The organism is Streptomyces deccanensis, from assembly GCF_022385335.1.
Classification (GTDB): domain Bacteria; phylum Actinomycetota; class Actinomycetes; order Streptomycetales; family Streptomycetaceae; genus Streptomyces; species Streptomyces deccanensis.
In genome coordinates this window covers 10,034,123-10,055,450 of sequence record NZ_CP092431.1, presented here as the reverse complement: position 1 = coordinate 10,055,450, position 21,328 = coordinate 10,034,123, and the positions used below count along the sequence as shown (strand labels likewise).

22 protein-coding genes and 3 pseudogenes are annotated in these 21,328 nt (G+C 69.9%); 10 read left to right on the top strand and 15 right to left on the bottom strand.

What is annotated here, in order from left to right; all coding sequences use genetic code 11:
- Positions 1-137: 137 nt before the first annotated feature.
- The 5 genes from L3078_RS44700 to L3078_RS44240 all read right to left on the bottom strand — a co-directional run bounded on the left by L3078_RS44700 (position 138) and on the right by L3078_RS44240 (position 3,581).
- Positions 138-242 (bottom strand): alcohol dehydrogenase catalytic domain-containing protein, encoded by a 105-nt coding sequence (locus L3078_RS44700; RefSeq protein WP_420864204.1) that lies wholly within the window; start codon positions 240-242, stop codon positions 138-140.
- Between the two features lie 97 nt (positions 243-339).
- Positions 340-840 (bottom strand): cupin domain-containing protein, encoded by a 501-nt coding sequence (locus L3078_RS44255; protein ID WP_239760123.1) that lies wholly within the window; start codon positions 838-840, stop codon positions 340-342.
- A 183-nt stretch (positions 841-1,023) separates the two neighbouring features.
- Positions 1,024-1,974 (bottom strand): alpha/beta hydrolase, encoded by a 951-nt coding sequence (locus L3078_RS44250; RefSeq protein WP_239760122.1) that lies wholly within the window; start codon positions 1,972-1,974, stop codon positions 1,024-1,026.
- Positions 1,975-2,003: 29 nt separating this feature from the next.
- Positions 2,004-2,948, bottom strand: coding sequence for an NADP-dependent oxidoreductase (locus tag L3078_RS44245; protein WP_239760121.1), 945 nt, complete (start codon positions 2,946-2,948; stop codon positions 2,004-2,006).
- Positions 2,949-3,044: 96 nt separating this feature from the next.
- Positions 3,045-3,581, bottom strand: coding sequence for an NAD(P)H-dependent oxidoreductase (locus tag L3078_RS44240; RefSeq protein WP_239760120.1), 537 nt, complete (start codon positions 3,579-3,581; stop codon positions 3,045-3,047).
- A gap of 316 nt (positions 3,582-3,897) precedes the next feature.
- Between L3078_RS44240 and L3078_RS44235 the strand changes: the two genes are divergently transcribed.
- The gene (locus L3078_RS44235; protein WP_239760119.1) at positions 3,898-4,401 is read left to right on the top strand and encodes a MarR family winged helix-turn-helix transcriptional regulator; all 504 of its coding nucleotides are present in this window, start codon (positions 3,898-3,900) and stop codon (positions 4,399-4,401) included.
- A gap of 248 nt (positions 4,402-4,649) precedes the next feature.
- Positions 4,650-6,728, top strand: a complete 2,079-nt coding sequence (locus L3078_RS44230) for an ATP-binding protein (protein ID WP_239760118.1) — start codon at positions 4,650-4,652, stop codon at positions 6,726-6,728.
- A gap of 111 nt (positions 6,729-6,839) precedes the next feature.
- Here L3078_RS44230 and L3078_RS44225 read toward each other — a convergent pair whose 3' ends face one another.
- The 3 genes from L3078_RS44225 to L3078_RS44215 form a co-directional block, all read right to left on the bottom strand.
- The gene (locus L3078_RS44225; protein WP_239760117.1) at positions 6,840-7,091 is read right to left on the bottom strand and encodes a hypothetical protein; all 252 of its coding nucleotides are present in this window, start codon (positions 7,089-7,091) and stop codon (positions 6,840-6,842) included.
- Positions 7,058-7,882 (bottom strand): SDR family NAD(P)-dependent oxidoreductase, encoded by an 825-nt coding sequence (locus L3078_RS44220; RefSeq protein ID WP_239760116.1) that lies wholly within the window; start codon positions 7,880-7,882, stop codon positions 7,058-7,060. Before L3078_RS44220 ends, L3078_RS44225 begins: the two co-directional genes overlap by 34 nt.
- Before the next feature lie 158 nt (positions 7,883-8,040).
- Positions 8,041-8,244: an SDR family NAD(P)-dependent oxidoreductase gene (locus tag L3078_RS44215; protein WP_420864150.1), complete on the bottom strand. Its 204-nt coding sequence runs from the start codon at positions 8,242-8,244 to the stop codon at positions 8,041-8,043.
- Positions 8,245-8,317: 73 nt separating this feature from the next.
- On the opposite strand from L3078_RS44215, the gene L3078_RS44210 reads away from it, so the two are divergent.
- From L3078_RS44210 to L3078_RS44185, 6 genes are all read left to right on the top strand, one after another.
- Positions 8,318-8,908, top strand: coding sequence for a TetR family transcriptional regulator (locus tag L3078_RS44210; protein ID WP_239760115.1), 591 nt, complete (start codon positions 8,318-8,320; stop codon positions 8,906-8,908).
- 535 nt (positions 8,909-9,443) lie between these two features.
- Complete coding sequence (locus L3078_RS44205; RefSeq protein WP_239760114.1) at positions 9,444-10,625, top strand: homogentisate 1,2-dioxygenase; 1,182 nt, start codon at positions 9,444-9,446, stop codon at positions 10,623-10,625.
- On the top strand, positions 10,622-11,500 hold the full coding sequence (locus L3078_RS44200; RefSeq protein ID WP_239760113.1) for a hypothetical protein: 879 nt from the start codon (positions 10,622-10,624) through the stop codon (positions 11,498-11,500). The genes L3078_RS44205 and L3078_RS44200 overlap by 4 nt, the downstream gene beginning before the upstream one ends.
- Complete coding sequence (fahA, locus tag L3078_RS44195; RefSeq protein ID WP_239760112.1) at positions 11,497-12,693, top strand: fumarylacetoacetase; 1,197 nt, start codon at positions 11,497-11,499, stop codon at positions 12,691-12,693. Before L3078_RS44200 ends, fahA begins: the two co-directional genes overlap by 4 nt.
- A 384-nt stretch (positions 12,694-13,077) precedes the next feature.
- Complete coding sequence (locus tag L3078_RS44190) at positions 13,078-13,590, top strand: GNAT family N-acetyltransferase (RefSeq protein WP_239760735.1); 513 nt, start codon at positions 13,078-13,080, stop codon at positions 13,588-13,590.
- Between the two features lie 540 nt (positions 13,591-14,130).
- Positions 14,131-14,271, top strand: a complete 141-nt coding sequence (locus L3078_RS44185) for a hypothetical protein (RefSeq protein ID WP_239760111.1) — start codon at positions 14,131-14,133, stop codon at positions 14,269-14,271.
- Positions 14,272-14,329: 58 nt separating this feature from the next.
- Here the strand turns inward: L3078_RS44185 and L3078_RS44180 are convergent, their stop codons facing one another.
- Complete coding sequence (locus tag L3078_RS44180) at positions 14,330-14,797, bottom strand: hypothetical protein (RefSeq protein ID WP_239760110.1); 468 nt, start codon at positions 14,795-14,797, stop codon at positions 14,330-14,332.
- Positions 14,798-15,314: 517 nt separating this feature from the next.
- Between L3078_RS44180 and L3078_RS44175 the strand changes: the two genes are divergently transcribed.
- Positions 15,315-15,716 carry a hypothetical protein gene (locus tag L3078_RS44175; protein ID WP_239760109.1) on the top strand — a complete coding sequence of 134 codons (402 nt, stop codon included), beginning with the start codon at positions 15,315-15,317 and terminating at the stop codon, positions 15,714-15,716.
- A gap of 312 nt (positions 15,717-16,028) precedes the next feature.
- On the opposite strand, the gene L3078_RS44170 is transcribed toward L3078_RS44175, so the two are convergent.
- The 6 genes and pseudogenes from L3078_RS44170 to L3078_RS44145 all read right to left on the bottom strand — a co-directional run bounded on the left by L3078_RS44170 (position 16,029) and on the right by L3078_RS44145 (position 20,439).
- Positions 16,029-18,188 (bottom strand): HEAT repeat domain-containing protein, encoded by a 2,160-nt coding sequence (locus L3078_RS44170; RefSeq protein WP_239760108.1) that lies wholly within the window; start codon positions 18,186-18,188, stop codon positions 16,029-16,031.
- A gap of 213 nt (positions 18,189-18,401) precedes the next feature.
- Positions 18,402-18,689, bottom strand: a pseudogene (locus L3078_RS44165) (M23 family metallopeptidase); the annotation flags it as partial.
- A 117-nt stretch (positions 18,690-18,806) separates the two neighbouring features.
- A pseudogene (locus L3078_RS44160) lies at positions 18,807-19,040 on the bottom strand (peptidoglycan-binding protein); the annotation flags it as partial.
- A gap of 370 nt (positions 19,041-19,410) precedes the next feature.
- A pseudogene (locus tag L3078_RS44155) lies at positions 19,411-19,482 on the bottom strand (VOC family protein); the annotation flags it as partial.
- A gap of 48 nt (positions 19,483-19,530) precedes the next feature.
- Entirely contained in the window at positions 19,531-20,217 is a 687-nt protein-coding gene (locus L3078_RS44150) for a hypothetical protein (RefSeq protein ID WP_239760107.1), read from the bottom strand.
- A gap of 9 nt (positions 20,218-20,226) precedes the next feature.
- Positions 20,227-20,439, bottom strand: coding sequence for a hypothetical protein (locus L3078_RS44145; RefSeq protein ID WP_239760106.1), 213 nt, complete (start codon positions 20,437-20,439; stop codon positions 20,227-20,229).
- A gap of 212 nt (positions 20,440-20,651) precedes the next feature.
- On the opposite strand from L3078_RS44145, the gene L3078_RS44140 reads away from it, so the two are divergent.
- The gene (locus L3078_RS44140) at positions 20,652-21,209 is read left to right on the top strand and encodes a PadR family transcriptional regulator (protein WP_239760105.1); all 558 of its coding nucleotides are present in this window, start codon (positions 20,652-20,654) and stop codon (positions 21,207-21,209) included.
- The last annotated feature ends 119 nt before the right edge of the window (positions 21,210-21,328 follow it).

Below are 21,328 nucleotides of genomic sequence, written 5' to 3'. Positions count from 1 at the left end.
GCAGCACTGTCGGAGGGCCGCCATGCGCATGGCGGCCCTCCGACGTATCTGGTCTGAGCCCCTATGGGTGGGGAGGTGCACAGCATCGCGCACCTATGAACAGTCCCGGCTGCGGCGGAACAGGGCCGCCGGCATCATCAACTGCAGAGCACTGCGCGACCGAAGACCCGGTCGCCGATGCTCGCCCCCTGCACGCCGTCGCCGAGCTCGTCGACCGCACCGGCGCCGTCGCGCCCGGGAATGTCGGGACAGGTCCAAGGGGAAGATCTTGCCCTGGCTGTCCAGCTCAGCGGGGAACTTCACCCTGCCGACCGGTGCCGGGCCTGCCGGCCCCGCGAGTCACAGGAACTCGCTGCGGTAGGTCGAGGCCAGCTCGGCTGCGCGGCGGCGGCGCTCCGCGAGTTCGTCCTGCGACAGCTGCGGTGGCGGCGCGTCCTTGCCCGCGACGACATCGCCGATGCGCGTGAAGTACTCGTCCTGGCCGGCCGGGGTGCACATGCACAGCATGCGGGCCGGCGCCCCCGAGACGTTGCGGAAGTTGTGCGGGGCGTTGGCCGGGATGTTGACCGTGGACCCGGCCCGCACGGTGTGCTTCTCGCCGCGGAAGGTGAACTCGATCTCGCCCTCGAGGATCGTGAACATCTCCTCGAAGTCGTGCCGGTGCGGCGGCGGACCGCCCCCGTCGGGGACACGCATGTCGATCAGGCAGTACCGGCCGTCGGTCTGCTCGCCGGTGATCAGCATGCCGTAGGTGTTGCCCACCAGTGAGATGTACGTCGTGCCGGGGTCGTCTGGGTTCGCCATGGTCAGCGAGCGGGACAGGTCGTCGTCGGGAATCATCGAAATCGTCTCCTTCAAAGGTCAGTCAGGTGAGGATCAGGTGCCGGGCAGCTCTCATGCAGTCCGGCGCCGGTGTCCGAGGGGCTCCCATCGCGGCGGGCAACGGAGCGAGGGGCCGGGCCGCCTGTGTGACGGGCTTGCATATCCCTGCTGAGGCGCGGGGCGAGCGCGCTCGGTGCCGGCTCAGATGGACTTGAGGACTCGGATGCGGTCGGTGATGGCGCGGCGGGCGACGTCGGAGGTGAAGGCGATGGAGTCGAACTCGTGCGGGGCGCCGGGGTGCAGGTGGAATTCGACCGGCACGCCGGCGCGGCTGAGTTTGGTGGCGTAGGCGGTGTCTTCGTCGCGGAAGACGTCGAGCTGGCCGACCTCGATGTAGGCCGACGGCAGGCCGGTCGCGTCCTCGAGCCGGGCCGGGGCCGCCGTGGCCGGGACGTCGGGCCCACCGGCGGCCTCGCCGAGCAGGGCCGGCCAGGCGGTGCGGCTGTCGTCGTAGGACCACAGCGCGTAGGGCGCGATGTGCGGATCGGGGGTGGTGGTGCGGTCGTCGAGCATCGGCATGATGAGGATCTGGCGGGCGATCTTCGGGCCGCCACGTTCGCGGGCGAGGATTGTCAGTCCCGCGGCCATGCCGCCACCGGCGCTGTCGCCCATCACGCCGATCCGGTCAGGGTCGACGCCCAGTTCGGCGGCGTGTTCGTGCAGCCAGCGCAGTGCGCTGTAGGCGTCCTCGAGCGGGGTCGGGAAGGGGTGCTCGGGGGCGCGCCGGTACTGGACCGACAGCATCGGCACGCCGCTGGCGGAGACGTAGCGGGCTACCGGGCCGTCGAACAGGTCGATGTGGCCGAAGATGTATCCGCCGCCGTGGAAGAACAGCACGGCGGGGCCCGGCTCCACGCCGTCCTTGGTGTACCAACGCATGGTGATCCGCGTGCCGTCGCCTGCAGTCGTGTGGTGCTCGCTGGTCTTCACGTCGGCCGGCATCGGCTGGGCCGTTCCCGCGGCTCCGATGATCGGCTCCCACAGGGCGCGCCGCGCCGCGATGTCCCCCACTGCCGGTGGTGTGGCGTCCGCCATCGCGTCGGCCATCGGGGCCAGCGCCTGGGCGATTTCGGGATCCAGACTGAGTGCCATGGTCTTTTCCTTTCGGTGGAGGATCGGCGTCAGTCGGCGGACGGGACCACGATGACCTTGCCGTGCACCGCGCCGTCGGCGGCCCGGGCGTGGAGCGCCGGGAGTTCCGCCAGCGGCACCCGCTCGGCGACGTCGACGCGCAGCTCGCCGCGGTCGGTCAGCGCCACGAGTTGGGCCAGCTGGTCGGCGTCGCTGCGGACGAACAGGTCGATGCCCCGCACGTCCCGCTCCTCGTCGCTGGGGGCGGGCATCCATACCGTGGTGTTCACGAGGACCCCGCCGGGACGGACCAGGGTGACCAGCGAGGCCAGTTCGTCCGGGGTGACCGGTGCGAGGTTGAGTGCGATGTCGACCGGTTCGGTCACCGCGGCGGTCACTGCGGTGGTGGTGTGGTCGATGACTTCGTCGGCGCCGGCCGATGTGACCGCCGCGCTGCTGTGCGGGCTGGCTGTGGCGATGACGTGGGCGCCCGCGTTCTTGGCGAGCTGCACGGCGTAGCCGCCGACCGCACCGCCGGCTCCGTTGATCAGCACGCGTTGCCCGGCAGTCAGCTTGGCGTGGTCGAACAGCGCCTGGTACGCGGTCAGGCCCACGATTGGCAGCGCGGCGGCGTCGGCCAAGGGGACGCTCTTGGGCGCCGGGGTCAGGGCGTCGACCGGCGCGAGAACGTACTGCGCGGCGGCTCCGGTGCCGTCCATCGGCAGGAAGCCGATGACGTCGTCGCCGACGGCGAGCCCTTCGACGCCCTCGCCGACCGCGTCGATGGTGCCGGCGACGTCGATGCCGGGTGTATGGGGCAGCTGCACCGGTATGGGGCCTTGCATGAAGCCGCCGCGGATGTTGCCGTCGACGGAGTTGAACGACGTCGCGGCGACGCGGATGCGGACCTGCCCGGCCCCGGGGACGGGCTGCTCCACGTCTTCGTAGCACAGGACGCTCGGGTCGCCGTATTCGTGGAAACGCACTGCCTTCATGTGGTTCTCGCCTTCACTGCGATCGGTCTTGCTTCGAATTCGAAGCAACTGTTGATGACGCTACATCTACTTCGAATTCGAAGCAAGTGGGGTCGGTCACCGCCGGTGCGAGCGCGTCGCCGCGGCGAGTTCGACGGCGGCTCGGTCGATGCAGGGGCGCAGCCGCGCCGCGTCACTGAGCGCCGTGACCTGCCAGTCGGCGGGGCCGGCGACGACGACCGTGGGCACGGGGGCGACGTGCACGTCGGTCAGGCGTCTGCGCATCACCTGCGCAAGTCCGGACGACTGCCGGCGGGAGCCGCTGTCGAGCGTCAGTAGTACTGGCATGCCGGAGAGGACTTTGTCCCTGACAGCGGCGAAGAACGAGTCGAGCACCTCGCGCGGGGATGCGGCGAGCACCGGAGTCGCCACCACCAGCCCGTCCGCTGTCACGACCGCCGCGATCGCCTCCCGCAGGTCGAGGCCGGCGCGGCCCTGGGCGGAGTACTGGGCGAGGTCGGCCGCCGACCGGTGCAGCTCCAGCACCTCCACCTCGGCGCGCGCACCCCCGGCCACCGGTGACCGGCACACCGCCTCGTGTTCATGGCTTCCGCGCTGCGGCCGGGCTGCCGTGCCGTCATCGGGGACCGCCAAGGCCGACGTTGCGCGAGGCAGGGGATGTTCATGGCCGGTCCTCGGGATACGCGGGCGGCGGCGCCGTCCTTCTGCTCGCAACCCTGTGCCGCGGCACTGTCCGAACTCCATGTTCCGCGGTGCTCAGTCGGGCCCAACACTGCCCACACCGTGTGCTCACGGGGTCACCGCATCGGGCCGGGCGAGCCTCGCGCCGGGCCGATCCACCCGCCCGGGGTGACACCGGAACTCGTGAAGGAGTTCAGTTCCGGCTACGCCCGGGCGGCTGGACGGCGCCACGCCACACGCTTCGAATTCGAAGCAGTAGACTCCGGTCATGCCTGATACACCGCCGTCGCTCGACCCCGTACAGCTCGGCGCCTACTTCGACCTCATCGAGGTGACCAGCCTGCTCCGGCACGCGGTCGAGCAGCAGCTGCGCGAGGCCGGCGATCTCAGCTATGTGCAGTTCCAGCTGCTGGCCCGCCTCGGGGACTCTCCGACGGGCAGTCACCGCATGACCGACCTGGCCGACGGCGTCGTCTACAGCCGCAGCGGCCTGACCTACCAGGTGGATCTGCTCCAGAAGGAGGGCCTGGTCGTCCGCGCTCCCTCGCCGGACGACGAACGGAGCATCACCGTCACCCTCACCGACGCCGGGCGTGAGCTGCTCGCGAAGGTGCTGCCGGGCCACATCGAGGTGGTCAGCGGCCTGTTGTTCGAGCCGCTTTCGCCCGACGACGTCGAAGCCCTGGCCGGCCTGCTGGCGCCGGTGCGCGACCACATGCGCTCGATGCCGTCCCGCTCGGCCGCGCCTCGCCGCCGTAAAGGCAGAGCATAAGGACTCGGCCCAGGCCACGCAGAAGGGGCAACGACACGTCCCGCTCGACGCCGGCCAAGGGGAAGTGACATCCGTGCCGAGGACAGGGACTGACGCGTAACACCCGGACGACGCAGGGTCGATGCCGCACACATCCGATAGCGCCTCCTGTCCCGGGATGCTGCCCCGCGCTCGGTCCCACGCGCGTAGAAAGCGCTTCATCACACCGATCATCGACGGCAAAATGGGCCTGACGAAAGGAGCCTGGATTGGGAGCGGCGGGGCTGGCGGACCGACTGGACGCGGCACGAGCCGGAGCGCTGGTGGGCAGGGAGCCGGAGCGGGCGGTGCTCGACCTGATGCTGTCGGGCGCGGCGCACGCTCCGCTCGTCGCCTACCTGCACGGCCCCGGCGGCATCGGCAAGTCCTCGCTCGTGCGCTACGCCGCCCGGCAGGCGGAGCTCGCCGGCCGCCGCGTGGTGCATGTGGACGCCCGGTTCCTCGACGCCGACCCGCGCAGGCTGGAGGAGGCCGCCGCCCCGGCGTGCGCCGTACCAGGCGCGGTGCTGCTCATCGACACCTTCGAACAGTGCCAGCCCCTCGAGACGTGGCTGCGCGAGACCTTCCTGCTGCGGCTCGCCGACCAGGCGATCGTGGTGGTGGCCGGCAGGACCGCCCCCGACGCCGAATGGTCGCTGGACCCCGGGTGGGCGCAACTGTTCACCGCACTGCCCGTACGGCCGCTCGATCCCGCCGAGTCCGACGCCCTGCTCGCCGCCCGAGGCGTCCCCGCCGAGCAGCGCGGCGCCTTCGTCGCCTTCGCGGGAGGCAGCCCGCTCGCCCTCTCACTGGCCGCCTCCGTGCCCCCCGCCGCACCCGGCGCGCCGTGGTACCCCACCGGCGACACCCTGACGACCCTGGTCGAGCGGCTGGTCGGCGACCTGCCCAGCGCCCTTCATCGACGCGCCCTCGAAGTCGTCGCACAGGCCTATGTCACCCGCGAGCCCCTGCTGCGCGCGGTACTGGGTGACGAGGACACCAGTACGGTGTTCCCCTGGCTGCGCCAGCTGCCCTACATCGAGGTCACACCGGAAGGGCTGCACCCGCACGACGCGGTGCGGGCGACCCTCGAGGCCGACCTGCGCTGGCGGGACCCCGAGCGCTACGACGACATCCGCGCCCGCATCTCCCTCGCCGGCATGGAAGCCGTACGCTCCGCCACCGCCGACGACGCGCTCTTACGCATCGCGGAATGGATGTTCCTCTTCCGCGACCAGGACGGCCCGGACAACCTGTACAACTACCGGACGCACCCTCACATCGAGGACACTCCGCTCCGGCCCGACGACGTACCCGCCTTGCTGCGCATGGCCGAGGAGGCCGAGGGCCCGGCATCGGCAGCCGCGGTCGCGCACTGGCTGCGCCGCCAGCCGGACGCCTTCCGCGTCCACCGCTACACCGGCTCCACCACACCCGCTTCGTTCATGGCCATCCTGCGGCTGGACACACCGCTGCCCGAGGACCGCGCCGAGGACCCGGTCATCGCAGCGGTCTGGGATCTCGTGGAGGCGGCCGCTCCCCTGGGGCCGGGCGAGCACCTGGGCATCCGCCGCTTCGCGGTGCAACCCGGCGGGGGCCAGCGGCCCTCGCCCCTGATGGAACTCATCAGCCGGCGCACCCTCGCCGAGGAGATGAGGATCCCCGGACGCGCGGTCACCTTCACCGTCTTCGAGGACGCCGACCTGTGGGGGCGCTACCTCGCCAAGGCCGGGGTGCCGGAGGTCGCGGCCGTGGACGTCGGCGGCCTGCGACAGCATGTCTTCGGCCGGGACTGGCGACGGCAGACAGTGGAACAGTGGGTGCAGAACTGGGCGCGCACCGCGGTCACGCCCCTGGCGACATGGCCCGCAACCGCCTCCGCCAACGGCCCGGGCGACCAGCTGCCGCGCGCCAGCGACCAGCTGCCGCGCGCCGCGTTCGAGAAAGGCGTCCTCGAGGCGCTGCGCACCTGGCACACCCCGCGCGAATTCGCGACCAGCGTCCTGCTGCACTCCCGTCTCGTGACGCCGGGCTCGCCCAACCCGACCGCGGACCTGCGCGGCGCCATCACCACCGCCCTCGACGCGATACAGACCGACCCGACCGGCGTCAAAGCCCACAAGGCCCTCACCGCCGCCTACATCTCGGCCTCCCGCCCCCACAAGGCCGCCGCCCGACGACTCGGAGTGCCCTACGGCACCTACCGGCGCCACCTCGCCCTGGCCAAGGAACGCCTCATCGAACAACTGCTTCGCCAACCGGCCACGAGATCCACACCGACCGCGCCGCGCTCGATACCGGAGGAGTGAGGCCCGCGCGGTACCGCAGGGCAACGTCCTCCGCGAAAAGCATGTACGGCGTTGCCAGGTTGATGGGTGCGTGGCTGCCTGGCTTCGTTCGCGTTCAGCCCAAGCGCTTGTTCAGCGGTTGCGGCAGCAGTAGGTGGTCAGCAGGCCCAGGCCGCTGTGCGTGTCGAGCGGGTGGCCGTCCTCGACGCTGACGGCAGCGGGGGCGGCGAGCCGGACGCGTGTCGTGGCGGGCAACTTCGCCTGCGCTGTTCCGACCTGGGCGGTCAACTGCTTGCCCACCTGCAGCCAGGCGTTCTCGGCCGCCCCGATCGACGGTGGTCTGGAGCAGGTCAGTGGCCGGGCCCGCTCGAGCTCATCTGCCACTGGGTCATTGCGCCGAAGGCGAGAACGTTGGCGCGGCGGGTGGTGAAGCGTGAGGTCAGGGTCATCAGCCAGTTGAAGGTGCCGGAGACGACGCTGGGTGGGGGGTTGCGCCGGTCCAGGGTGCGCAGTGCGGTGGTGACGACCTGGCGTGGGGTCTGCAGCCGGACGCCGCGGGCCATGGTGTCGGAGCCGGCCGTGTCGAAGAACTCGGTGCGGGTCGGGCCCGGGGAGAGGGCGAGCACGCGCAGGCCGGTGCCGCGCGATTCCTGCCACAGTGCTTCGGTGAAGCTCAGTACGAAGGCCTTGGTCGCCCCGTAGACGGCGGCGTTGGGCCAGGGCTGGTAGCCGAGGGAGCTGGCGATGTTGATCAGGACGCCGGTCAGCTGGTCGATGAAGGCCCGGGTGACGTCGACCAGGCTGGCGACGTTCAGGTTGATCTCTTGCTGGACGCGTGCCGGGTCCTCCTGGCGGAAGGGGCTGTGGGTGCCGAAGCCGGCGTTGTTGACGAGGCTGGTGACGGTGATCCCGCGCCGGGTCATCTCCGCGGCGAGCGCTTCGCCGGCGGCCGGCGCGGTGAGGTCGAACGGCACCACGGTGGCGGTGATGTGGTACTTCGCGGACAGTTCGTCGGCCAGGGCCTTCAGGCGGTCCGCGCGGCGGGCGACCAGTACGAGGTTGGAGCCGCGCTCGGCGAACTGGCGGGCGAACTCCGCGCCGAGTCCGGCACTCGCGCCGGTGATCAAGGTGGTCTGGGTACGGTAGTCGATCTTGTTCATGGCGGTCGGGGACACGGCGCCCTCGCGGGTACCTCTGCCCCTTCTCCTTTCGATTCTTGCGACGGTCTGTGACCGTCATCGGGTGTTCGTCTGTTGCCGGGGCGGGCTCTCAGCCCGCCTGGGCGATGGTCGTGCCGTGTGAGGTGTCCCCGGTGACGAGAACGAGGTTGTGATCATGTGTGCCGGGCCACGGCGGTCACCGTGACGCCGTGGGCTCGGGTGAGTTCAGCGGCCAGGCTCTGAAGCCGGTCCGCACGGCGGGCCACCAGCACGAGGTCCGCGCCGCGGCGGGCCAGCTGGCGGGCGAACTCGGCGCCGAGGCCGGAGCTGGCGCCGGTGACCATGACGGTCTGCCGGTGGTAGTCGATGTCGCTCATGGCATTCACTCTACGCACCCACTTGCACTGAGTGCAAGTGGGTGCATCGAGTGAGACGAAGTACCATCGGTGCATGACCCAGAAACCAGCCCCCATCCGGGAACAGACCCGCACCGTGGTCCGCTCCCTGCTCGCCCGCACCGCCATCGAACTGTTCGCCGCCAAAGGCTTCGACAACACGACCCTCGACGAGATCGCCACCGCCGCGGGCGTCTCCCGGCGGACCCTGTTCAACTACTTCCGCAACAAGGAAGACCTCGCCCTCAGCGGCCTGGACGAACAGGGCGAACTGATCGCCGCGCGCCTCGCCGAGCGCCCCGCCGACGAAGACGCCTGGACAGCGCTGCGCGCGGCCTTCCAGGTGCTCGAGGAGATCGACATGACAGCCGAAGGGCGCCTGGAATTCATCACACTGCTCTTCGGCAACGACTCCCTGCGCGCCGGACACACCGAGAAACAAGCCCGCTGGCAAGACCTCTTCGCACCGCACATCGAACCGCGACTGCCCGACTCCGACCACCGCACCCTGCAAGCCCGCGCCCTCGCGGCCGCGGCGATCGTCTGCATGCAGGCAGCCAACGAGGAATGGGCACGCCTGGGCGGACAGGCCGACATGTTCGACCTCTACGACACCGCCGTACAGGCCATCCGCCGCCCCACCTGAGACCAGCCACGTCCAGCACCCCACGCCCGCCGGCGTGGGGACACGGACCCGAACCGCGCAACCCCTCCCCGCACAACCGGACCGTCCAGCCTCCGCAAGCCGCGCAGCCAGGCTCTGTTTCAGATCGACGGCGTAAGACCTGTTCAGGCGCCGGCAGCGGCAAGGAGTGTCGGCTCGGCTGCTGGAGCCGTTGCAGGCCCGGGCTGGTGCGGCCGGACTCTCACGTGGGAGGTGAACATCGACTCCACGGTCTGCCGGGCCCATCAGCACGCCACTGACGCCCGCCGGGGCGGCGCCATGCGCAAGGAACCGCCAAACCGTGCACCGCCCCCGCGGAAGTCGTCAGATCCTCTTCGGGCGCCACGTCAGGCCACGTCACACCTACGGGCGGCGTCGGCCCGTCAGCGCGACCTCGACACCTTGACTGAGCCGCCACCAAGACCCTACGTTCAACGCGTTTCTTCTAACGCACAAAAGTGTGCGCTGAGCGCACATCACGCGCGGTGCCGCCACTCCGAGCCCAGGGGAGAGAGACTTGCCGTACTACCACCGGGCGGGCGCGGTTCCGCCGAAACGTCACACCCAGCACCGGGACCCGGACGGGAACCTCTACTACGAGGAGTTGATGGGCGAGGAGGGCTTCTCCTCGGACTCCTCGCTGCTCTACCACCGGCACATCCCGTCAGCGGTGCGGGAGTTCCGGGTGTGGGACGTCGGCGACCAGTCCCTCGCCCCCAACCACCCCTTGGTCCCCCGCCATCTCTCCACGCACAAGCTGTTCGCGGACGGCGGGTCCGGCATCGACGCGGTGACCGGTCGCAGGCTGCTGCTGGGCAACGAGGACGTACGGCTGGCGTACGTCGTGGCCGACACGGTCAGTCCCTACTACCGCAACGCCATCGGCGACGAGTGTCTCTACGTCGAGGACGGCCGGGCCCGCGTGGAGACGGTCTTCGGAGACCTGGAGGCCGGCGACGGGGACTATGTGATCGTCCCCCGGGCGACCACGTACAGGATCGTCCCGGACGGGCCCGTACGGATCTACGCGATCGAGGCCAACTCGCACATGGGCCCGCCGCGGCGCTACCTGTCCAGGAACGGCCAGTTGCTGGAGCACGCGCCCTACTGCGAGCGCGACTTCCGCCTCCCGGACGGGCCGAAGCCCGTCGAGGGCGAGGACGTCGAGGTGTACATCAAGCACCGGGGGCCTGGCGGTGTCGTGGGGACCGTCCACACGCTGCCGAACCACCCGTTCGACGTCGTCGGCTGGGACGGCTGCCTCTACCCGTACGTCTTCAACATCCGTGACTTCGAACCGATCACGGGCCGGGTCCACCAGCCGCCGCCGGCCCACCAGGTCTTCGAGGGCCACAACTTCGTGATCTGCAACTTCGTCCCGCGCAAGGTGGACTACCACCCGCTGTCCGTCCCGGTGCCGTACTACCACTCCAACGTCGACTCCGACGAGGTGATGTTCTACTGCGGCGGGGACTACGAGGCCCGCAAGGGCTCCGGCATCGGGCAGGGCTCGATCTCCCTGCACCCCGGCGGCCACCCCCACGGCCCCCAACCGGGCGCCATGGAACGGTCGATCGGGGCAGAGTTCTTCGACGAACTCGCGGTCATGGTCGACACCTTCCGCCCGCTGCAACTCGGCGAGGCCGCCCGCGCGACGGACGACGGAACGTACGTCTACTCCTGGGAGCAGAACCGATGAGCGCCCGCCCGACACCGGAGATCCCCCCGGTACTCGTCGGCCTGTTCGACGACGCGGCCGTCTTCCCGCCCGGCAGCCTGCCGATCGAGGAGGCCGTCCCGGCCCACGTTGCGCACCAGCAGAGCGCCCATGCCCGGTTGGTCGGTGCGTTCGTCCTCGCCGCCAAGGACCTCGACCGGCTCGCCGAGCTGACCACCGGCCTCCCCCAAGGTTCCTTCGGCCTCTCCGTGACCGTACCGCTGCCGGACGTCTCCGACGCCCTCGCCGCCGCGCGCCGGATCCCGGCCGTACGGCTCGTCGGGCTCGAGGTCGCCGTCCCGGACACCGTCGCCGCCGGCACGGTCGTACCCGCCCTGACCGAGGCAATCGACGACGACACCGACCTCACCGTCTACGTCGAAGTGCCGCGCGACACCCGGCGCGAAGCGCTGCTCGCCGCGCTCGCCGGGACCCCTTACCTGGCCAAGTTCCGCACCGGAGGTGTACGCGCCGACCTTCACCCCGACGAGCGCGAACTCGCCGCGTCCATTGTGGCCGCAGTGCGGTCCGGGGTCGCGTTCAAGGCAACCGCGGGGCTGCACCACGCGCTGCGCAACACCGACCTCGAGACCGGCTTCGAACAACACGGGTTCCTCAACCTGCTCGTGGCCACCGACGCCGCCCTCCGGGGTGCCGAGGAGGCGACGGTGGCCGCATTGCTGGCCGACCGCGACGGCGACCGGATCGCCGAGCGGGTACGCGCCCTCTCCCCCCGGGTCCGTGAGCTGTTCCGTTCGTTCGGCACCTGCTCCATCGCCGAACCCACCGTCGAAGCGGCCCAGTTGGGTCTGCTGCCCGCCGCGACGACCGCCGACCTGACCGAGGTGTCCGCATGACCAGCACCATCCAGTTGACCGCCCCGGCCGCATCGTTGTTCGGCCTGGCCAATCTGCCCTACGGCGTCTACTCGGTGCCCGGCCACGAACCGCGCGTGGCGACCCGCTACGGCGACCACGTCATCGATCTGGCCCTCCTGCTGGAGGACTCCGTCTTCGCCCGGCCGAGCCTCAACGCCTTCATGGCGCGGGGCCACGCCCGCTGGATCGAGACCCGGGCCGAGATCACTCAGCGACTCCAGGGCGAGATCCCCATGGAGGCCGTCCACGATCTGGGCGCGGTGACCCTGCACCTGCCGTTCGAGGTCGCCGACTACGTCGACTTCTACGCCTCCGAGCACCACGCGTCGAACCTCGGGCGGCTCTTCCGGCCCGACAACCCCGACCCGCTGATGCCCAACTGGAAGCACCTCCCGGTCGGCTACCACGGCCGGGCGGCCTCCGTCGTCGTCTCGGGCACCGACATCGTCAGGCCCTCCGGGCAGCGCAAGGGCCCCCAGGACCCCGTGCCGGTCTTCGGGCCCTCGACCCGCCTCGACATCGAGGCCGAGCTCGGCTTCGTCGTCGGCACCGGCAGCGCCATGGGCGACTCCATCGGCGCCGAGGACGCGGACCGGCACATCTTCGGGGTGGTGCTCTTCAACGACTGGTCCGCGCGCGACATCCAGGCCTGGGAGTACGTCCCGCTCGGCCCCAACCTGGGCAAGTCGTTCGCCTCGACGATCTCGCCGTGGGTGGTGCCGCTGCTCGCCCTGGACGCCGCCCGGGTTCCGGTGCCGGCCCAGGAGCCGGCCGTGCTGCCGTATCTGCGGATGGCACGGCCGTGGGGCCTCGACGTCGACCTCACGGTCGCCTGGAACGGTCAGGTGGTCTCCCGGCCGCCGTACTCCGCGATGTACTGGTCCCCCGCCCAGATGCTGGCGCACCAGACCGTCAACGGCGCGCCCTCGCGCACCGGTGACCTGTTCGCGTCCGGCACCGTCTCCGGTCCGGAGAAGGAGCAGCGCGGTGCCTTCATCGAACTGACCTGGGGCGGCCGGGAGCCCGTCACCGTCAACGGTCAGCAGCGCACGTTTCTGGAGGACGGGGACGAGGTCGTCCTGACCGCCACCGCTCCGGGCGCCGACGGAACGCGGATCGGCTTCGGCGAGGCCCGCGGCCGGATCACCAGCAGCAAGCGGGAGGCGTGCTGAGCAAGACGGTGTCCTCGGCCGCCGGGGCGGTCGCCGACATCACGGCGGGCAGTTCGCTCACCGTCGGCGGTTCGGGCTCTCCGGGACACCGGAGGCCCTGAGCCAGGCACTGGCAGCGCAAGGGGCCGACGACCTGGAAGCTTTCTCCAACAACCGCGGCGCGGCGGGATCGGGCTCGGCATCCTCCTCGTGGTTTCGTAGGCGGGAGCGGGCAACGTTTATCGCCGGTTTCCGGCAGCACTTAGCGATCATGCAGGTCAGAAATGTCGATGCGAACTGACAACACCAGCGCACCCGGTGGAAGTCGGCAGCGGAGCCTGCGGTGGTGTGGCCACGAAGCCAAATGGTTCGCGGATCAACCGTTTGGTTCGTAGCCTGATCTCCGTGATCACCCTAGGGCTTTCTGACAGGGCGGGCCGACGTGTCGTCCTGCATGACGTGAATGACGAGAACTGGCGTGCTGTCGCGGACGTCGCTCCGCTGGACGACCAGCGCAGATACGTGCCCGCGTTGGCGGCTCGCTACCTGCTTCTGTCACTGCGGGAAGGCATCTGGCACTCGATGGCGGTCTGCGCCGATGACACCGTGGTGGGTCACATCATGTGGGGTCGTGATGAAGACGGCTCCTACTGGCTCGGGGGCATGGTGATCGATGGCACCGAGCAGGGCCAGGGGGTCGGGCGGGCGGCGGTGCGAACCCTCATGGAGTGGCTGGCCCAACGTGAGAGCTGTCAGGAGCTTCGTCTGTCCTATCACCCGGACAACGCCGTGGCCGCGAGCCTGTACGCCTCCGTGGGCTTCCAGCCGACGGCAATCTCTTCCGGTGACGAGGTCGTCGCCAGCCTGTCTTTGCCCGACGGCCATCCGAAAGCCCCGAACTCTCCCAACGGCTTGTAGGCGTCCAGTCAGGTCCCGCGAGGCCTCGGCTTCATCCGCGGCTCCTGCCAGACCGACTCCAACGCGGCCTTCACCGTGCGGAACCCGACTCCGTACTCACGCGCCAAGGCCCGGTACGGCATCGCCGCCCTGAGCGACAAGTGGCGTCGGATTCCGGCAACCAGCCCGTCGGCAAGAGCATGTTCAACGTCCGAGTGGTCGGCACGATCGCCAAGAACAGCCGCACGATCAACTTGCAGTACTGCTTCACCGACTTCGTCACGACCGGCACGACTGGCGCGGCCTCGATGCCGATCACAACGAAGGGCAACATCCCGCAGAGCTGCCCGGCCGGAGCACGCTACGCCCGCGGCGGCAACAAGCCGGGCACGCAGACGTTCATCCAGCTGAAAGCGCTGCGCACGTTCAGCGAGACGGTGAACGCCAAGTCGGGGCAGGGCCGGAAGGGAAGGGGCCTGAAGGGCAAGACGCTGCGCCGTACCTGGCCAACTCCACCGGCGGCGGCAACCGGACAAGAAGGCCGCGGCCACCTTCAGCTACGTGCCGACGCTCGCCCTGAGCGACAAGGCAGGAGCCGACGAGCGTTCCGAGGCCCAGCACAGGACGGTGAGCGCCGCCCGCATCGACAAGAACCGCATCCTCGACGGCGTCGACGGCTTCATCGTGAAGATCGTCAGCTGATCCAGTTCAGAATGCGGCGGCAGCGGGCCACTGGCAGGGACCCGCTGCCGCCGTCTGTTCACGATCGGGCCGGCCAGAACTGCACGAGGTAGCGCTCGACACCATGTCCGGTGCCCTCGCCCTCCGACAGAGCCGCAGCGGCGGCGCGGCCCGCACAGCTGACACGCGCCCGCCACGATCCGCCGACATCAGCCAGCGTGATCACGGCATCAGTCCGGCCGGTGTGCATGGACCACACGGCCACCTCACCACTGGTGGAGGCGAAGTCGGCTTCGGCCTGCTCGTCCCAGCCGGCCGGATCCGGCGCTGCCGGGGGCCCGTCCCAAACCTCGACCGCGACAGCGGCGGTGTGAGTGTGACCGCCGCTGGTGATGTCCAGCCGCCCGGGGTGAGTACTGAGAAAAGCATCGAAGTCGAAGTCGTCCGGGAACGGGGCGGGCAGGTCGGCGTCATCGCTTTCCTGCAGCCCGAAGGCGTGAAACCCCACATAGGCATCCACATGCTGCTTTCGGACAAGCTCAGCCACGAGCCCCCCTCATCTCAGACAACACGTCACCTTCAAAACCCTCGTCCCATCGTCGACCTCGCTGCGGCCGAGCAGCAAGCGGTCCTCGCACAGCCGTCGCCGCGCTTCTGCCGCTGATGGAGCGGGGGCATCAAGCCGTGTGTTCGGCATGGCGCGAGTATCCGGGGCGGCACCGACCCCGGGTACCAGCGCCCGCCCCGCTGAAGCGGTGGCGCGGCGGCGGCGTCTGTGCGGTGTCACCGCACCACCGTAGGCAATGAGCTGGCTCCACCCGCGCGTTCCGCGCGGGCAGCGTCTCGCGCCCCGGCTTCGGCAGAGTGACTGTCAAGATCTGTGGATCTGAGCTGCGCTCGGAAGCCGTCCGCGTATCAGCGGGTCGTCGGCGCCGAGGTGCCGGGGCAGCCGGCCGAGATCGTCTACCGATGTCGAACCGAGCGGGCCCTCTGCCCAACTTCCGTGATACACCGGGAAGATCAGCATGACGTGAGCAGATAGGACACCGTCCATGGGCCGACCGATGACCTCGACTCCCGTGCTGGGCGAAACGAAGGTACTCTCCATCGGTCTGCACCCGAGTGCGCTTGACTACAGCCGGATGCCCGACGGTGTCGACGAGGCGGTGTTCACTGCCCGGATCGAGGCGGCGAACGCGGCGCTGCGCGAAGCGGGCTTCGACGTTGTTCCGTGCCTGATCGACGTCTCTCCGGACCGCGCCGAGGCGACTGTCCTGGAGCAGCTCCAGGAGCACGCGTTCGGCTTGGCGATGATCGGCGGTGGCGTGCGGATGCTGCCGGAGAACACGCTGCTGTTCGAACGGCTGGTCAACCTCCTCATCGAGGCGGCGCCCGGGATCCGGCTCTGCTTCAACACGACGCCGGAGGACACGGTCGAGGCGCTGAGGCGGTGGATTCAGGCGTAGACGAGGTGTGGCCAACTGAGAGCCGTCCGCATACCTGTCGAAAGGTATCTCGCCGGCTTCTCATGTCAGCGGGCGCTGGGCCGAAGTCAGTCGTGCCGCCACGGTGGTAGGGCGCTCAACGAGCTGGCCGCCATCGAAGCGGGCACCTGCCCGGACAAAGGCGCAGAGGTGGGGTGCGTTCACGGCCCACCAGCGGGCCTAGCGAACTCCACCGGCTTGCAGACCATCGCGGCCACGTCCAGCGCCCCCACGCCCGCTGGCGTGGGGAAACAGACCCCAACCGCACAACCCCTTCCCGCACAACCGGACCGCTCAACCCCCACAAGCGCCGTCCAGGCCGCGTATTAGGTCGACTGCTGTTGGGCGAACGAGGGCCGACGGCGCTGGGGGATCGAGTCGGGTGAGGAGGGTGCGGACGAGCCGTTGGAGTTCTTCGTCGTGGTCGATGCTCTGGAATCTGCCGCCGCGGCGGGGTGGGGCCAGTTGCTCGCGGAGCAGGGGCAGGGCCGGGGCCGCGAGGGGGCCCATGCGGTCCAGGCAGGCAACGACGTGGTTGGCCGTCGCGGGGTTTTTGGTCATGGCCTGCAGCAGGGCGTCCAGGACGGCCGTTGCCTCGGTCTCGCCGCCGATCTCCCACAGCGCGGCCGCGCAATGCACCCGCACCCATTCGTAGTCGTGCGTCAGGAGGTTGCGCAGGCGCGGCAGTGCGACGAAGGCGGGCGGGCCTATCTCGCCGAGCACATCAGCCGCGTCACTGATGCGGAAGGTGATCGGGTCGTCGAGGAGGCCGAGCAGGAGTGGCATGACCTCAGTCAGGTCAGCGCCGACGGCCCACAGTGCGGTGACGGCGGCAGGTTGTACGAGCGCGTCGGTGGCGGTGGTCAGCGAGCGGATCACATCCCGTGCGCCGGCTGCGGCCGGGCCGAACGCCCCCAGTGCCTTCAGCGCTGATCGCGTGACGCCGTGCTGCTCATGGCGCACCGCGGCGCCAAGGGTGTCCACCACCAGGGGAACCGCGGCCGGATCGCCCAGCGCGGCCAGCGCGTTCAGGATCGCGTTGGCGCTCATCTCGGTCCGTTGCTGGGAGAGGTCGAGCCGGCGCAGGTGGTCGCAGAGCAGGGGCACCAACTCCTCCGCCGCCTGCGGCAGATGCCCTACGACCTCGATCGCGCGCCAGGCGTCGGCGTCGCTGTCCAGCGCGGCCAGCAGACTCGGCACCGCGCGTGTGTCGCCGAGGCGCGCCAGGGCCCGGACGGCCTCCTGGTGGCTTCTGCGCAGCCGTGCCTGGGGTGCGGCCCACACCTCGGGGCCGTGGGTCGCGCGTTGGGCGTCGATGTGCGCGGCGAGTGCCTCCCGGGCCGGGGCGGCGATCGGGTGGCAGGCTTCCAGGACGGCCGCGGCCTCGGCGGCGACCTCCTCGTCGTCCGTGGTGAGCTGGTCGGCGACCAGCAGGAGGAGGCGGGTGTGGTCCCCGCGCCAGGTGCGCATCAGCTCCCCGCTCATCCGGACCGCGTCCAGGCGCGAGCCGGGGTCGGGGCTGCTCAGTTGCTCGGCCAGCACCGCAGTGCGCTCGGGTAGCCGGGCGCCCAGGGCTTCGTGGAGCGTACGCAGCAGGGCCGTGGTCGGTGCGTACACGCGCGTGTGTCGGTCGAGATCGGCGAAGGCGGCGACGACCTGGGGTGCCACCGTGTCCGTGGCTGCCGAGTGGGTCGGGGCCGGTGCGATCGGCCGCACGGGTAGGGTGCGGGCGATCTCGCGCAGCAAGCCCACGGCGGCCGGGACGTCGTCCTCGCCGATCTCGTCCGGGGAGCAGCGGGCCCGCTGGACAAGGGCCGCGAGCCGGGTCGCCGGGTCCTCCGCCGGGTCGGCGGCCAGCCCGGCGAGCCAGTCCATCACCTGGTGCGTGGCCGCCGGAAGGCGTAGTGCCAGGGTGGCCGCCGTCTCCACGGTCCGCAGCCGCCCCGCCATACCTTGCTCGGCGGCCAGCAGTTCGCGCAGCGCTGTGGCGGCCCGGTCGGCGTCGTCGAGGAAGAGCCCGAGCCCGGGTATCGCGGCCAGGCGCACGTCCGGGTCGCTGTCGCGGACGAGTTCGGCGAACTTTCCGCCCCGCTCGCGCAGGAAGGCGACGGCCTCCGCGTAGCCCGACGGTGGGTAGTACTCGATCTCGGTGCCGTCGTCCTCGAAACCCCTCTCGAGGGACTCCCGGCCGATGCTGACCAGCAACTCGACGACGGCGGCCCGGTCGGGCGTAGCGCTGTCGGCGGTCAGCTCGAACAGGAAAGGCAGACTGGCCGCCGTGCACGGGTACACGTCGCCCTGATGGTGGACCTCGCCGTAGAAGCGGTCGAGAGCCGTGCGGCGTTCGTCGGTGTGCGGGGAGCGAAGCGCCCACAGCAGAGCTGGTATCTCCTCGGCGGTTCCGTACGCGTGCTCCATCGACGCCCAGTCGATGTCATCAAGTCCCTCGAACATGATCCGAACCATGCCATGCGGCACTGACAACAACGGCAAGTTGTGGAACGGGAGCGTAGGAGCCGTCGCCGGGTCCTGTGGCGATAGAACGAGCGCAGGTGCTTCTCGAAGTCGACTGGGCCTCACCGTCAGCACCGTGCCGCCCATGCTGCGGGCCACCACGGTGGCCGGACCTCCTCGGCCGACCTCTACCAGGTGGGGGCCACGTCGGATCTACCAGGTGGGGGCCACGTCGGATCCGAAGCCGCCTCCAGCCGGGCGCTTCTCGAAGTGCAGATGAGGGCCGGTGGAATTTCCCGTGGAACCGACCTCTCCGATCTTGTCGCCGGCTTTCACGGAGCCCCGGGTCACCGTCTTCTTGGAGAGGTGGCAGTACCAGAAGTCGAATCCGCCGACGCGTAGCACGAGGAAGAGGCCGAAACTGACGTCGTCCCCGCTGCGGACAATGGAACCGCTGCGCACCGCGACGCATGGCGTGCCCTTCGGAGCGGCGTAGTCCGCGCCGGTGTGGTAACCGAGGCTCCAACGGGACCCTTTCTTCCGGTAGGGGGTGGTGACTCCCTTTCCCGGTACGGGGGATGCGACGCGGCCACCAGGAGTTGGAGGCGGGGGGCCCGTCGGGACGCGGAGCCGGTCCCAGGAGGTCTTTCCTGGAATGCCGTTGGCATCGGCTCCCGCGAATTTGAGCTTGCGTTGCCAGGCGGCGTACGACTGTTGATCGACCTCGGTCCACACGGGGCCGGGGCCCTCCCGGTACTTCCCACACCCTTCCGCTACCAGGCGTTTACCCATCGCGCTGATCACGGGACTGCGTTGTCCCTTGTGGAAGAATGCCGCTCCTGGGAAGGGCGCCAACGCGCACATAGCGCCCCCTCCTTTCAGTGAGGGACCGGGTCGGTGAATGGGTCGCGTCGCACGCCCTGCTCGGCAAGCGCGCCGGGCCGCGGCCTCACCAACGGAGTCCCGAATTACCGTCAACTCAGTGGTTTTCATTCCGGTTGCTCTCAGCGCCGTCGGAACGGCCTTGGTTCCTTGGAAGCGTTGGAGGCCGTCAATGGGTAAGCCTGCCAGGAAGGTGCACGGCTCTGGGGTGTGCGCTGCTTTCCGCCACACTCGCCCTGTCTCCATCATGAGCCCCATAGAAAGCGTGCGCAATCTGGTGAGGTGCGGCCTTCTGCTCGCTGCTGGCCCAGTTGCTCGGCCAGTCCGACGATGATGCCCTGAAGAACGCGATGGCGGCATCCAAGTCCTCGACGAGAATGCCGCCGAAGTTGTCCATCCGTTGAATGGCCATGCTGGTTGCTCCCTCTTCCTCCTTTCACGCACGGCCCGATCCAGCACGTCACGCCTTTTCGTGCCAGGGGAAGCCATGCGGATCCGCGGCGGCGCGGGTCCAGACGCGCTCATCGTCATGACCGCGGATCTGCTCCAGGAACGGAAAGTCCTCCGGCTGCACGGCCAGTTTGGCAACGGGGTTTACCGATGAGGGACTTGCCCATTGCGCCGACTGCACAGTGACGTCGCCGACCCGCATCCGCGGCTGCAACTCGAAGGTGTCGGCGGGCAGCAGGTACACCATGCCGGGACGCCAGGGCCGCTGCTTCAGCGCCTGCGCGCTGATGGAGAAGTAGTAGTGCGGTTCGCCGAGGCGTTCGCTGCCGTCAGTGGGGCGAGCGCAGCCATTGAGCAACGACATCGGGTGACGGTCCCGGTCCAGGACCGCGTAGTACATCGGCCAGAGCCCGTCACCGGCGGCGAAGACCGCGCGCCGGTTGCCGAACTCGCTGCTGTCGTCCGGCTGCCGGGGTTCGAAGCGGCTGATCGCCGGGTCGCCCGAGCCGTGCAGCAGCAGTCTGCCGCGGTCCGCCACATGGCACAGGAACTGCCACTTCGGCGCCTCGAGCCGGTAGTCGATGGGTTCATCCGCGCCGTTCGCGAGCGCTTGCTCCAGCAGTCGGTCGAAGGCCCCCGACGTTCTACGGTCCGGAGGCGGAGCGGGGCGCGTCATCCAGTACGCAGGCAGCTTCATCAGAGCAACTTATCCACCGCGCCCGCTCGGCCCACAGTGCGTCCGGCTCCGTACGGGCGCGGACCAGCTGCCCGCGCCGTCGACGTCCTGGCCGGTGTCGTTGCCGCCTCGCGTCCCCCTGTTGAACGACTGCTGCTCGCACTCGGTCCGGTCCCACTTGCTCGTGGTGCCACCGTCGATGTTCCACACGTCGCACAGGTGCGGGCCGCTACCCAGCCTCATCGTGTGGTGCTTCGGTTTGCGTTCCTGCATCTCTGTGTCCGGGCCGACTCGGCCCGCACCCGGTGTGACCGTCGACAGGGAGCGGGAGCGGCACTCCGGTCTGTGGGGCGGTGCCGGCATGCGGGCCCACCTCGGGCCGGGCCCGCGCGGGTGAGCGGTGTCTCACCGCCGCGGCGTTGCTATGCAACGAGGTGCATAGCAGGATCGTGCACATGGCGCTCGAGCACGCGATCCTCGTCTCCCTGCTGGAGAAGCCGGGCTCCGGCTATGAGCTGGCCCGGCGGTTCGAGCGGTCCATCGGGTACTTCTGGACCGCCACCCACCAGCAGATCTACCGCGTACTCAAGCGGATGGAGGGCGACGGCTGGGTCGACGTCCGGGAGGTCCCGCAGTACGGCCGTCCGGACAAGAAGGAGTACTCCGTCGCGGGGCCCGGACGGGACGCGCTCTCCGGGTGGCTCCACGAACCGACCGAGCCCGACAGCGTCCGCCACGACCTCGCGGTGAAGATCCGCGGCGCCGCCTTCGACGATCCGGCCGCCCTGATCAGCGAGGTCGAACGGCACCGGCAGGCGCACACGGACCGCTTGGACCACTACCTCGCGGGCGCGGCCCGTGACTTCGGAGACCCCCCGGCGGACGGCCCGCTCGACGCCGAACGGGAACTCCAGCACGTCGTGCTGCGCGGCGGCATCGCGTACGAGCGCATGATGATCGCCTGGCTCGACGACGTGCTCGCCACACTCGCCCGCTTCGCCTCCCGTCATTGACCGGCCGGCCCGAGCCGGCCGCCAGGAATCAACCCAACGACTCGACTCCAGGACAACGGCCCGAGCAGACGCCCCCGGTCATCACCGGGAGCGTGAGCCGGAACTCGTGTCCGTCCGCA

Excerpts from the sequence above, each read along its gene's own strand:
- L3078_RS44255 (WP_239760123.1), bottom strand. The coding sequence starts at position 840 with ATGATTCCCGACGACGACCTGTCCCGCTCGCTGACCATGGCGAACCCA.
- L3078_RS44215 (WP_420864150.1), bottom strand. The coding sequence starts at position 8,244 with ATGAGCGACATCGACTACCACCGGCAGACCGTCATGGTCACCGGCGCC.
- L3078_RS44250 (WP_239760122.1), bottom strand. The coding sequence starts at position 1,974 with ATGGCACTCAGTCTGGATCCCGAAATCGCCCAGGCGCTGGCCCCGATG.
- L3078_RS44145 (WP_239760106.1), bottom strand. The coding sequence starts at position 20,439 with ATGAGGCTGGGTAGCGGCCCGCACCTGTGCGACGTGTGGAACATCGAC.
- L3078_RS44170 (WP_239760108.1), bottom strand. The coding sequence starts at position 18,188 with ATGTTCGAGGGACTTGATGACATCGACTGGGCGTCGATGGAGCACGCG.
- L3078_RS44200 (WP_239760113.1), top strand. The coding sequence starts at position 10,622 with ATGAGCGCCCGCCCGACACCGGAGATCCCCCCGGTACTCGTCGGCCTG.
- L3078_RS44150 (WP_239760107.1), bottom strand. The coding sequence starts at position 20,217 with ATGAAGCTGCCTGCGTACTGGATGACGCGCCCCGCTCCGCCTCCGGAC.
- L3078_RS44210 (WP_239760115.1), top strand. The coding sequence starts at position 8,318 with ATGACCCAGAAACCAGCCCCCATCCGGGAACAGACCCGCACCGTGGTC.
- L3078_RS44175 (WP_239760109.1), top strand. The coding sequence starts at position 15,315 with ATGACCTCGACTCCCGTGCTGGGCGAAACGAAGGTACTCTCCATCGGT.
- fahA (WP_239760112.1), top strand. The coding sequence starts at position 11,497 with ATGACCAGCACCATCCAGTTGACCGCCCCGGCCGCATCGTTGTTCGGC.
- L3078_RS44235 (WP_239760119.1), top strand. The coding sequence starts at position 3,898 with ATGCCTGATACACCGCCGTCGCTCGACCCCGTACAGCTCGGCGCCTAC.
- L3078_RS44245 (WP_239760121.1), bottom strand. The coding sequence starts at position 2,948 with ATGAAGGCAGTGCGTTTCCACGAATACGGCGACCCGAGCGTCCTGTGC.
- L3078_RS44140 (WP_239760105.1), top strand. The coding sequence starts at position 20,652 with ATGGCGCTCGAGCACGCGATCCTCGTCTCCCTGCTGGAGAAGCCGGGC.